At 48.4% G+C, this 12424-nt stretch carries 12 protein-coding genes and 1 pseudogene; 1 reads left to right on the forward strand and 12 read right to left on the reverse strand.

The features are described 5' to 3' along the window. Positions 1-368: 368 nt before the first annotated feature. The 6 genes from Q0Z71_RS17125 to Q0Z71_RS11340 form a co-directional block, all read right to left on the reverse strand. Entirely contained in the window at positions 369-644 is a 276-nt protein-coding gene (locus Q0Z71_RS17125) for an ATP-binding protein (RefSeq protein WP_363316710.1), read from the reverse strand. After that, positions 644-1108, reverse strand: coding sequence for an ATP-binding protein (locus tag Q0Z71_RS17130; RefSeq protein WP_363316706.1), 465 nt, complete (start codon positions 1106-1108; stop codon positions 644-646). The genes Q0Z71_RS17125 and Q0Z71_RS17130 overlap by 1 nt, the downstream gene beginning before the upstream one ends. 242 nt (positions 1109-1350) lie before the next feature. After that, complete coding sequence (locus Q0Z71_RS11325; protein ID WP_363316707.1) at positions 1351-1884, reverse strand: ATP-binding protein; 534 nt, start codon at positions 1882-1884, stop codon at positions 1351-1353. 562 nt (positions 1885-2446) lie between these two features. After that, positions 2447-2920 carry a small multi-drug export protein gene (locus Q0Z71_RS11330; RefSeq protein ID WP_298022545.1) on the reverse strand — a complete coding sequence of 158 codons (474 nt, stop codon included), beginning with the start codon at positions 2918-2920 and terminating at the stop codon, positions 2447-2449. Between the two features lie 67 nt (positions 2921-2987). Then, positions 2988-3467, reverse strand: a complete 480-nt coding sequence (locus Q0Z71_RS11335; RefSeq protein ID WP_298022547.1) for a VanZ family protein — start codon at positions 3465-3467, stop codon at positions 2988-2990. Positions 3468-3895: 428 nt separating this feature from the next. Beyond that, positions 3896-4303 carry a polysaccharide biosynthesis C-terminal domain-containing protein gene (locus Q0Z71_RS11340; RefSeq protein WP_298022549.1) on the reverse strand — a complete coding sequence of 136 codons (408 nt, stop codon included), beginning with the start codon at positions 4301-4303 and terminating at the stop codon, positions 3896-3898. 4 nt (positions 4304-4307) lie between these two features. Between Q0Z71_RS11340 and Q0Z71_RS11345 the strand changes: the two genes are divergently transcribed. After that, positions 4308-5027, forward strand: coding sequence for an ATP-binding protein (locus Q0Z71_RS11345; protein ID WP_298022551.1), 720 nt, complete (start codon positions 4308-4310; stop codon positions 5025-5027). A gap of 513 nt (positions 5028-5540) precedes the next feature. Here Q0Z71_RS11345 and Q0Z71_RS11350 read toward each other — a convergent pair. The 6 genes and pseudogenes from Q0Z71_RS11350 to Q0Z71_RS11375 all read right to left on the reverse strand — a co-directional run bounded on the left by Q0Z71_RS11350 (position 5541) and on the right by Q0Z71_RS11375 (position 12415). Next, a pseudogene (locus Q0Z71_RS11350) lies at positions 5541-6052 on the reverse strand (GDP-mannose 4,6-dehydratase). Then, positions 6049-7620 (reverse strand): lipopolysaccharide biosynthesis protein, encoded by a 1572-nt coding sequence (locus Q0Z71_RS11355; RefSeq protein WP_298022553.1) that lies wholly within the window; start codon positions 7618-7620, stop codon positions 6049-6051. The pseudogene Q0Z71_RS11350 and the gene Q0Z71_RS11355 overlap by 4 nt, the downstream one beginning before the upstream one ends. Before the next feature lie 80 nt (positions 7621-7700). Next, positions 7701-8663 (reverse strand): hypothetical protein, encoded by a 963-nt coding sequence (locus Q0Z71_RS11360; RefSeq protein WP_298022556.1) that lies wholly within the window; start codon positions 8661-8663, stop codon positions 7701-7703. 164 nt (positions 8664-8827) lie between these two features. After that, complete coding sequence (locus tag Q0Z71_RS11365; protein ID WP_298022558.1) at positions 8828-10156, reverse strand: hypothetical protein; 1329 nt, start codon at positions 10154-10156, stop codon at positions 8828-8830. Positions 10157-10175: 19 nt separating this feature from the next. Beyond that, on the reverse strand, positions 10176-10820 hold the full coding sequence (locus Q0Z71_RS11370; RefSeq protein WP_298022559.1) for an HAD family hydrolase: 645 nt from the start codon (positions 10818-10820) through the stop codon (positions 10176-10178). A gap of 2 nt (positions 10821-10822) precedes the next feature. Next, on the reverse strand, positions 10823-12415 hold the full coding sequence (locus Q0Z71_RS11375; protein WP_298022561.1) for an aldolase catalytic domain-containing protein: 1593 nt from the start codon (positions 12413-12415) through the stop codon (positions 10823-10825). Between the last annotated feature and the right edge of the window lie 9 nt (positions 12416-12424).

Genomic DNA, 12424 nt, shown 5'->3' on the forward strand with positions numbered 1-12424 from the left:
GATTGGCGATTTTCATCCGGCCAAAATTGGCGATTTTCGCCCGGCCCGGAATGGCGATTTTCGCCCGGCGCTAACATCGATGATCTTAATGCGTTCTTCGACTGTTTTTAAGGCCATACAGATACCAACCTTTCGTATGTAGGATGGATTCAGTATACACCCCGCAATGGGTATTTTCAAGGACAGTTTGCTGTTTAACTGGCAGAAGTTCAAGGAACTGTTCCCGGAGGAAGTCAAACTCCGCATTCGGTTTTCGCTGAATGAATATTCCGCCCCCGTTGACCACCTCTGACCGCGTCGGATTGAGTCGGCTCGCCGCTCGGATTGAGCGGGGTGACCGCCCGAGTTGAGCAGTTACCCCTTTGCGGTCAGTCTACCGTCGCGGTGAGCTTTCGCATGTGCTCGCCCTTCAAGGTGATCACATATGAGTTGTGCTTTATCCTGTCGCAGATGGCATCGGCAAGCGTTGGGTCGTAGAGATACTCGTGCCGGCCGGGGATGTCTATCTGGGAGCAGAAGAGCGTGGAGGCGGTTTGGGTCCGGAGCTCGATGATCTCTAAAAGGTCCTTGGCCTCGGTCTCCTTCAGAGGATACAGCAGCCACTCGTCCAGGATCAGGACTCGGGGCTTCCTATACTTTTTCATCACGTCACGGTAGTCCCATCGCTCCTCGCCAGAGCAATCTCCACCAGCAGGTCGGGGAGGCGGACATATTTCACCTCGTAGAATTTCCTGTTCGCCGCAATGCCAAGGGCACATGCCAGATAGGTCTTGCCCGTCCCCGTAGCCCCGAGAATGATCACGTTGTTGGTGCTATCTATGTAGGAGCAGGAGGCCAGCTTCAGGATCAGCCCTTTGTCCAACTGACGCCCGGCGTGGTAGGAGATATCCTCCACGCAGGCGCTTGGGATGGCGTACCCGGCCTTCTTGACGAGCCTGCGCAGATGATTGCTCTTCCTGGAGCTCCACTCCGCTTCCACCAGCAGGGAGAAACGGTCCTCAAAGGACAGCTCGTTGAACTGTGGATCCTCCAGCTGCTGTGCGAAGGCCTTGGCCATGGCGCTCATGCGCAACTCATAGAGTTTTGAAACAGTGGGATTCATCAGCATTACTTGTCCCTCCTGTGGTAGTCCGCCCCACGGGTGAAGCTGTACTGGGAGGCCGCCTTCGGGCTCTCCTCCTTGTCCTCGCTCAGGAGCTTGTCCTGCTGAGTATTCCGGTGCCGGGAAACCGCCAGTCCGGAAAAATGAAAAGCGCCGTTCCGGCGTTTTGGAAACCAGCATTCCGGTGATTTGGGAACCGCTGCCCAGCAGGATATTGCTCTGGTTGCAGAGCAGCGGCTCCCGTCAAATCATTCGCTCAGGCTCTTGTCCAGTCCATATACCTCCCGCATGGAACGGTAGTTCGCCGGATCTGCGGGGATGATGTGAATCTTGTAGGCGTCATGCTTAATCCTGTCCAGGAGCGCCTCAGCCAGGGGACTGTTATCACCATCGATCTGGTTGTACCAGCCGTTGTCGTGGTACTGGGAGTAGAAGATTGTGGAAGACTTCTTCCGCCGGGCGTGAAGGAGTTCCAGGATGTCGTGCTGTTCCGTTTCCGTAGGCTTCAAAAGAAGCCATTCGTCCAGGAACAGGAGCCTGGGATTGGCATACTTCATCAAAACCTTCCGGTAGTTGTTCTCCGTCCTGGCGATCTCCAGATCCAGGAGCAGAGCCGGGAGTCGGACATATTTGGCCTTGAAGCGCTGCTTGCAGGCCTCTATAAAGGAGAACGAGGCCCGGGATGTGCTGGTGTATATTTCGTTTCGGTAGCCGCATTTGCACGGGGGATTTCTCCGTGCTAGTGGAGCTCCGTAGCCGAAATATACACCCAGCAGAGCCATCTGCCAAAATGAGCTCTATATTACTATGCTCCAGACTACCCTCCCGGTATGCGCCATAAGAGCAATTATGTAGCAAACCTCTTGACCTGCCCGCGTAATTGAGATGTTGGACGCCACATAATTTAGCTACGTTCGCCGAGCTCCCAATGCGACATAATTTATGAGCCTTGAGGAGGACAGATCACGCCGGTTGGGTTTTGCAATTATCCGACAGAGCAGAGCAAGTCGGAGAACACAGTGAAGGCATACCGGCAGGCGGCGGGTAAGTACCTGTGCTGGTATGAGGCTACATTCGGGGAACTGGCCAGCTGTACCGGGCCAATGTGCTTGACTACATCTCCTATATGCGGACGGTCAGGAAGCTGAGCAATCCGACGGGGAACGCCAAGCTGGCAGCGCTTCAGAGCTTGAACGAGTATCTGATCAGTGCAGGGAGCCAAACTGATACTGCACTGAGCGAGCGGGACTATCTAAAAGTACAGACAGCCTATGCCAATCCCAGTACGGTGAACAGAGAGCAGGTGGAAGCGTTCCGCCAGCGGGTGCTTGGGGCGTTCAGTAATCAAGTAAATTGGATTACGCCGAAAGTAATAGCTGTCATAATGGCTGCGGCAATACAGAGGCCGCAGAAAATCGCCGGGAATGCCCTGCTGATTCGTATATCAAGCATAGCCGCCGCCAGCGCTCCGGTCCATGCGCCAGTGCCGGGCAGCGGGATGGCTACCAGCAGGCACAGCCCGAGCGCCCCATATTTTTGGAATACCCTTCCCTTCAGATGGGCTTTCCGCTCCAGTGCAGCGATTACTGAATCCAACCGGGGGTTGTGTCCCCGCAGCCAGGCGAAAACACGGCGTATGTATGCAATCACAAATGGAACCGGAAGCAGGTTCCCGAGCATCGCCGCGAACAGTGCCATTGGGTAATTCAGCCCCTGGGCAATGCCGTAGGGCAGGCCGCCGCGCAGCTCAATCACAGGCACCATGGAGAGGAAAAAAGTGGCCAACACTTTGCTCAAAATGGCAGTCAGCCATTGCATTTTCCGTCCTCCCTCCGGCGCCGGGATGGTTTTCGGCAGCGCCTATTCATCAGATTTTCTCGGACACTCACCGCCGGACACTCCTTATGAGCCGCTGAATGGTATAGACGGCTGCCACTCCTGCCAAGGCGCCGATCACATTGAGACTCACGTCCCACTGCAAATGCCGGCCTGGCACTCCTAGTTTACCTATCTCCGCCAGCACTGCGATGAGTGCGCAGGAAATACTTGCGATCCCAAAAACTGTTCTGCCACGGTGCTGCGCCAGAGTTGCCAAAAGCGCCGCGGAAGCCAGGAGCCCCATGACAAAGAACACACCAAAGTGGGCGAACAGCCGCAGCCCCGCATGGAATTGCTGTGAGTCGAGCTGCAGGCCCAGCTTCCCCAGCAAATCCAGTAGAAAGCGGGCAACCAGCTGGCTGAATTGGCTCGTCTCCTCCCCTGTCTGCCAAGAGAGATAGAGGCAGAAGACAAGCCAGAGAAGAGTGAGGAACCAGAGAAGAATTATAGGAGGAGCATGTCCTGTCCTGTTTAGACATTTTGACATATAACTTCATCTCCAGATAATATGTCTGCAAAAAAGTAAGAGGCTTTTATTTACCATTTTGCAATCTTCCTTTCTTATCAGTATAGTAATATCGCATTATGCCGGCAGTGATGGACGCAGCTCTGTCTCTTTCCGAGCCCCCGTAAGATATGCTCTGGGCTGGATCGATGGCGTGATTGCGAATCGCCCAAAGGAAGAGGCCGGGCTTGGGCTTACGGCAATCGCAATCTCCGGTAATCTCCGGTAATCTCCGGTAGGTGAGGCCAGTGGTAGAAATTGTGATTACACACAAGCGTTCATAAGGTAAGACTCTCTTCTCCCGCGTCGTCCCCGCATTCACCGCCGATGCGGTAAGCATTCGGTGCCATGTCGTCAGCGGCCGGCATATTTTAGTTGCGGATGCATGGCATCCAGGACACTATAAAAAATCAGCCGTCTCCCTTTCGATGAAGCTTCTTCGTTACCACGCGAACAGCGTCAAGAAAATAGGAATTATTCAGCAGGTACAGCACCCTAAAATATACTGCCGTCGACAGCGTTATCACCAGGCAAATTCTGACTATATAGTTCAGCGGCAGCGCTCGCATCAGGATTGCCCCAGCCGGTATCGGAACTGCCGCCACCCAATATTGCCAATAGCTTTTAAAAACCTCTCGCATATTGAAAAATTTTGATGCGTTTACAAACGATATTACCGCAACGACAGTCTCCGCCACGACCGTGGCAATGGCAGCGCCGTTTTCGGCGTAGCGGGGGATGAGAACGGAATTGCATATAAGGTTGGTAACGGCACCGACGGATATAGCAATAAGCATCAGTTTTTCCTTGCGCTTCACCGCTATGGCGGCAGAGTTAGAAAGGCAGCTCAGCGACCCAGGCGCCTATGGCCAAATGGGATTTGAGGAACGGCTGAGCCTGTTAGTGGATGCGGAGTGGAACCGCCGGCAGCAGAACCGGATGCAGCGCTGTCTCCACAACGCTCACCTGGCTGCCCCTGGTGCTGTGATTGAAGATATTGAGTACCATGAGGACCGCCGGCTGGACAAGGCTCAAATTCTGCGTTTCGCTACTTGCCAGTACATTGAAGAGGGGCACCAAATCATCCTCAAGGGCGCCTCCGGCAGCGGCAAGACCTTTCTCGCCTGTGCCCTTGGCAACGCCGCCTGCCGGAAGTTCAAGACTGTCCGATATACCCGTCTCCCGGAACTGCTGGAGGAGATGGGGCTCGCCAAGGCTGCGGGTGAGCTCAAGGACACCGTGAAAAGCTACCGGAAGGTGGATCTGCTCATCCTGGATGAGTGGCTCATCCGCCGCCTTTCGCCGCAGGAGTCTTACAACCTTCTGGAGCTTGTGGAAGCCCGCTGTGCCCACGGCGCCACCATCTTCTGCACCCAGTACGACACCAGCGAGTGGTATGAGCGGATCAATCCCAGTTCCGAGGAAGCCAGTCCCATCTCCGAGGCTATTATGAACCGCATCATCCACAACGCCTATGACATCCTCATTGACGGCAAGATCTCCATGCGTGAGCGCCATGGCCTTAAGAGCCTGGAGGCGTGACATGGCAGTGATACAGCATGGCCGCCAAGAAGTCCTCGCTTACCTGGAGCAACAAAAGGCTTCCACGGAAGAACGAAGACTGGCTTGGAATTGGGTCCGCCGGGGGGAAAATCTCTTTGACAATCCATGGGTTCTCTATGACGAATCTGGCTAACCGATGGACTTCATCTCTGCTATGAGGATGATTTACGAATTGAGGAACGAACACCTATGACTCTCCCACCCGGTCCTCGATACACGCCGGGGACCGGGGGGACTTCTCCGCCGTGACGGTGGGGCTATTTCTCCGTGAAGCCGGGGCTATTTCTCCGTGCTAGTGGAGCTCCGTAGCCGAAATATGCACATATTGAAGAAGGGGTTTACCTCCAAGAATCATTGTGTTTTTTCCTGGAAGCCTCTCGTTATGAAGTTTGATGGGCATCATGGCAACAGTTTTCATTTACTGTTCCTCCTCGTAGATTTAGAGAGGAATCATTATCGCTGAGCTTTACAACCTATAGGAAGTCATTTTCTCTATTTGCCCTCGTACATTTTGCGGTAATAGTTTTGGTACTCCCCGCTGACGATCTCCTCCCACCAGGGGCGGTTGTCCAGATACCAGCGGATTGTCTTGACGATGCCGTCTGCGAATTCTGTTTCCGGCAGCCAGCAAAGCTCGGTGTGAATCTTTGCGGGGGCGATTGCGTAGCGCATATCAGGACCCTTGCAATCTGTGACATGAGTTTGGTTTGCAGAAAGATGCCGGGGTCCTCAATGCTGCGGTCAACATGGGATTCCGCCGCGAAGTTGACAACGATGTCCGGCTTTTCCACCACGAAGAGCGTGTCCACCGCCGCCCGGTCGCAGATGTCCGTCCTGACGAAGCGGAAGTTCGACTTGTCCATGACGGCCGCCAGAGTCGATAGGTTCCCCGCGTAGGTGAGCTTGTCCAGACAGACGATGCGATAGTCCGGGTGGGCTTTGAACATATGGAAGATGAAGTTGGAGCCGATAAACCCGGCCCCGCCGGTGATGATGATGGTCATTGTCTTTTCTCTCCGTCATCAGATGAGGGCGTTTTTACCCCTCGCCCGCGCAATACTCGCACGGCTAACGCAGTGAAATACCTAAATCCGTCTGTCCGAAAGGAAAGTGCAAAAAACAGCAGATTCGGCACTGTAAGGCAAATAATGGCTTTCAGCACGAATGCCCAAAACGCGTTTCCTGCCTGTATCATCCCCGCCAGCAACGATGTCAAAGCACAAGCCATAATGGTCACCGACATGTAAATCAAAAACATTACAGCGTACCGTCTGGCGCTCTTATGGAACACGTGTTTATAAAGCACATAGGGTTCCACCCAAATGCAAGTCGTAACAGTACTTATGATTGTACCCAAAAACACTCCCGCCGTACCCATGCACTTTGCCAAAATAATAGAGGCTATAATATTGATGGCTGATTCCGCTATGGGCTTATATCTGTCATAGTAAAACGCGCCGGTGGCTGATCGGAATGTTGAAGCGGCTTTTCTCATTCCTGTCAGATAAAAATTGATAACTACGATTAGCACGGTGAGGTCATCGAACAGGAGGCTATCTCCTAGCCAAAGGCTGATAAATGGGTTGAAAAGCACCCATAGGCAACAGGCGCAAAAGCCATAGATCCAGGCATTAGCGAAAAAAGTACGATTAAATGTTCTCTCCAGCTTTATCCTGTCTTCCGCTGTCTCAGAGGCGTTCAGGTTTCCCACGCTGGCGATAACCGAGTCGAAAAGTTGGCCGATTACCTTATTGAGTGCGTCCGTTATCAGGAAATAGTTTGAATAAAGCCCCACGGCCACCAGTCCAACGTAGCGGGACAGGATCAGGTTATCTGTGGACATAACCACCATGCCGCCGATTTTATGAAAGACCATGGCGCCGATGTTCTTTTTGATGCCTCCTACCGTCTCTTTCGGTAGAGGCTCCGCTTTTTTCTCCCGAAGATATGGATACATCTTGTCCGCCTTGTGTGAAATGCCCACGTTCTCTAAGAGGGTGAACAGCACCTGCAGAACAAGGAACAGGATATAATTCCGGGTAAGGAGCAGAGCAATGATCTGGGCCACATTCAGCAGAATGTAGAACCCATACCGATAAATCGTTGCAATGTACCGCTTTTCATCACATATAATCAGCGCCCGCTTGTAGGAGAAAAAGTAGGATACCACCGTGTTGGCAGCAAATAGCCAATAGATGAGGGTCAGATTTGGAATGTTTGGAACCTCATCCATAAGAATTGTATACCAAGGCGTGAAAGCAAGCCCGATGACCGCAATAGCGCAACCGATAGCGATGTATGCCTTTCGGTATAACGCCATCAGGCTCTTGACACTCTCCGTGTCGTGTTCCGCCAAGGGCTTATAGAGGGCAAAATTCATCGCCGGCCCAATGCCCAGCTCCACCAGGGAGAAGATAGTCAGGATATTGCTGAAAAGGCCGTTGAGGCCGAGATATTCTTCGTTGAGACTGCGGAGGAAAACAATCCGTGCGATGAAACTGATAGCAATCCCCACAAATTGACCAACAAAGGCTGTAATCAGATTCTTTATTGAACTCTCTGTACGTGACATAATCCAATCAAACTGTGCAAATTTTCAATTCTTATTATGAAACTTACCAACGATTCCGTCTGTTTTGGTACGAATAGGCCTTACATTAAAATCTGTATGATCTCCCGTATTGCCGCATCATTGTTGCCATCATATGTTATCGTATGACAGTCAGGGTTGACTCCAAGTCTCTCCAAACTGAAAAATGACTTGAATCCGTAATCTTTGTCGTCGATTGTGATAATCTTGCAATTAGCATAGACCATCACATCCATAAAACCGCTTCGTAGGCCAATAAGTATTCCCCCATAACTCACGAGAGAAAACGCTTCTTCTAGGTTGCAGGGAATAGCCTGAGTACCCCGTATGGGCCGTTCCAAATCGTTTTCGGTCAATGTAACAACTGTATACCCTCTAGCTGTCAACTCCATAACTGTTGCCTCTAACAACTTTAAGACATCACAGCAAACCGTATTTGCCTTAGGATTAAGCAAAACTGTTCGTCCTTTCTTTAGCTTGAATTTGCTTATATAATCCGATATGTCAGCTTCTGGAATTTTAGGTCTCTTCGGTTGTGAAGCAAGACTGATTTTATATAGCATGGCCTTAGCGTACAGTGGATAGCTGATTACGGGATTATCCCATAATGTGCGAAGATGTGCATTACACGTGAGGAAAACAAATGTCATGCGATCAATATAAAGGCATGAATAATATTGGCCAAGTTTGGAGCCGACAAATTCGCGTAATGCTCCAAGCTTCCATTTTTTCATGCAGAAAACATCATCAACTGCATCAGGGAAATAATTACAAAGTCGCTGCACATAATTTGGTGTGCAGACGACTGTCACATGGCTTATGTTTCTTTGCCTTTTAAATTCAGACAGATAAGAAAACGCCAGTATTGAATCCCCTAAAGTGGGTGGGCAAAACAAATAATGGGTATTCTCTTTCCTGTGTATTATTCTTGCAAAGAGAACTGCGCCAAGGCACATTTTTGGTATGGTTTTGATTAAGCTGTTTCTCAAGATTTTTCCGCCATAATACTTTTTATAATCGCTCATGTCCTCCACTCACCCTCCGTGCAGTTTTCTTGTCATTGGTAGGCCCCAATACAGTACAATATCATGTCTCTTCTCAATCGTTCTCGGTTATTCCGCAACAGCATCCACTTTGGTGATTACCTACCGCCAAATCATTCCTGTACACTTGCTGTTAGATATGCCCATTAGCAATGAACGGAGCGGCCCTCACGTTCACTACTTATTGCGCTTAAATAGGCTAAAAAGGCCCAGAACGGGAAGCAGTTATTCATCGGAACGGTCAACGTCATTATCCCTATATATCCCCAAAATACTGCCCCCAAAAGCATATTGTAGCTTCGCGATGTCCTGTATCTTTTATACAGCTTAATCAACGCCACATAAAATACAACAGTTCCAACAACACCCCAATATAGTCCATAAAGCAAAATGCCAAAAGAACCGCCCAGTCCTTCAGGGCCGTTCGCGATGATCTGATTTATCTCCCAATAATTCCATGCAATACGTGGCCCATTGCTTGAAAACCACGCAACTGTATTCTTGAGTATATCTTCCAATGTAAAACCCCAAATTGCATTTCCCACACCAAGGGGGTATTTTACCGTATGAATTACAGTAGCGATTAATTCCATCGTTCTGGTTGTCAATGACCCCAACGACTTAGTAAGAACCTCACTATAAACAATTCCCACAACTAAAAGGCCTACAAGCGGCAATAATATCAAAATAAGGACAGCAATAATGATTCCTTTTTTTGTCTTTTTCTTACACAGAAATGACATAATCAGAGTCAAAATCGTAATGATGGCGAAAAGCAGGAGAGTTCTTGCGCTTGATGTAATAAAAAAGCACAACATTGCCATTGCAGAAACAATTAACATCAGCTTATTTTGTTCCTGTTTATAATGCCAAAGAGTAACTGTTCCAAATGTTATAATCAAAGGGACTGTCAGCGACGATTCGGTAGTAGTCAACCGAACTCTTTCATAATACCTTGAGGGGTCAATTAAACTGTCAATTAAACCACCATTATTATAATGAAATATCGGCCATGCGGTAGGCATTGTCAGTATTTCCACAATCAGAACAAAAAGCAGAAAGTAGAACGTAAAAACAAATGGTTTGCAAATCTGTTTGGGGGTAAGCCTTTTCATGAAAGTCAATACCAACGCATAATATAAAATGCTATACAAGAAAAAGGTCATTTCCTTTATCGACTTGACTGCTGTATAATCGTCACCAATAATCGTTTTGCTGAAAAAAGCCGCATATATTATATCTGCCACAAAGTTTACCGCTAACAAATAGCACAGTAGCATGAAGAGAGTCCGGCCCAGCCGATCTACAGTTATTTTACGTCCCAATATCACTGCGAGGGAAAAAATTGCCGGGAATAGTACTGACAGGATTGGCCTTCCAAAATAGCCAAACAGCCTTGAAAAGAAGCTGTCATTAAAAACAGATAGAAAAATCAGTAAAAAATACAGATAATAATCAGCGCTGAATTTCTTCATACTACATCCCCAAAATGCATCAGACGCATATCTTTGTTATCAGTTCAATACAACTGTTGGCCAATGCAATATTCTTTTTACAACAGTTTTTTCTGAAGCCGAACCCATATGTCACTCCTAGAAAACATACTCCGGCCTTTTGTGCTGCCTCCAAATCATTGGCGGTATCTCCTACCATAAGGCATCTCCCGGATTCCAAAACGCCGACTGTACTCATACAAATACGGATAACGTTTGCTTTTTTTAATTCACCCTTAAGGTCTGTACCAGCGATGCAGTCAAAAAGTTGAGTAAAGTTAAAGTGCTCAAGAAGTCTTTTTGAATAGTCTTCACGCTTATTTGTTGCCACACCGATTTTTATCCCGCTTTCCCGAATCAGGCGCAATGCCTCATATATTCCTTCATACGGCATTGCCTCAAATAAATAAAGATCCTTATATACGTTTCTCCATGCCGTTGCCAGTTCCCATGCCTGCGCTTCCGAAAGAGCATAGTGCCGCTGAAAAGAGTCTTGGATGGGGGGGCCGATAAAGCTTTTCTGCTCTTCCCCAGTAAGCGGGGGAAGACAAAACTTCTCTATCACATAGTCGGTAGCCCGCGTTATTCCCTCTGACGTATCAAGCAGTGTCCCGTCCAAATCGAAGAAAACGGCATCATATCTCATATTCATCCTCCTTTTTCATATATGGATGGCGTTATAAAGGATAATTCCATTTTCGCCTTATAGTACGGAATTCTCCTGGCTATCGCCTTATTAACATCGGATAGGCGCTGGTAATTGTTCGACATCCCCATTTCCTCATCGTAATAATTCTCATTCGCTTTGGGGCTAAATCCGTCAAAGCCGGCCAGGGTAACAGTCTCTGGCTCACAATCGGAGAGAGCGTTCAGCAACATGGTCAATGCATTGTCTTCAATAACACGTTCACTGTCAAGAAGGTTCGCGTAGTTCAGAACGTAATCAAACGGTTTCCCTATTGCTGTCACATTGGATGTCGCGATAATAGACACATCATCCTTCAACTGCATAAAATCAGCCAATAGCAAACTGTATCTCTTTGCGTTGCTGATAAACACAGCATCAAAAGGTATCTGCTTCGGAACACAGTTTACGGAAATAACCAGTGGGTGCTCATTGCGTATATAAGCTTGAATATCCGCAGTTTTTGTGATTAGTGTTTTTCCAGGCCCAAGTAACAACAGCTTCCTGCCCGCGACTAATTCGTTGATTGCCCGTTCAGAAGCTATCATCCTGCTCTGATAATCAAAATATAATTGTTCAATACATGTCTGCTGGTAGTTTAGTTTTAATTCCGGGGGAATTCCCTTCACAATCTCGTTGACGGCTTTGACCGATAAGGTCTTTTTATTCAACAAATAGTCAATGTAATTAGGATGGCAATCATTTGCGGCCGACAGAAAATACAGCAGATTATATCCCCAGTACTTTTGATGATAGATACGCAGAATATTGGTATCAATTGCCTCCAGCAGCTGATTTATATCATATTCCTTGTCATAATTCTCATTAAGATACATCGCCAACAGTTCCAAAGGAGCATTTCCGGCACTCTTGCCCATCCCATAGAGTGTCCCATCAACAAGGATGCCATGTTTTGACCGGCGCTTAATCACCTCACATGTGTTTGCGTACGCCAGCTGGAAATTGTTGTGAGAGTGATAGCCGATGCGTATCTCAGGTTTCAAATTTCTTTCTAACAGATGGAAATAGTGCATGAGTTCCTCTTTGTGAAGAAGACCATATGTATCAACCATGGAAACCGCATAAAATGGTTGCTCATTGACCAAATCGACAAAATCCAGCATATCCCTATCTGAATAGGTGGTAATAGATACCATCTGTAGAAAGACCCTGTATCCGAGTTTCATTAGTTCTTGACCAAATGCCACGGCTTCACGCATTTTAGGCTGCTTGAAAATAAGGCGAATACCATCCAGGACACATTCATCGCAAGGAGAAATATTTTTCAAAGCGCATGTCCCGTAGTCAATCATGCCCACCAGCATGGAATTGCCTCTGTCAATACCAGAGAGGACCTTATTAAAGCACGTTGAGTTAGGCTGAATCGTCCTGTTTGGGTCAAATGGTCTTCTGTCATCCAAAAACCCAACCTCAATCACATCTACACGAGCCTGGATTAATCTTTCCAGAATGGATATAATTGCACCCTTGCCAAATCTCCAGTCATTTACATACCCTCCGTCACGGAGAGTGCAGTCCAGAAGCTGTACGCCCATATTATATCT

Source organism: uncultured Dysosmobacter sp. (genome assembly GCF_947631635.1).
Taxonomy (GTDB): Bacteria; Bacillota; Clostridia; order Oscillospirales; family Oscillospiraceae; genus Oscillibacter.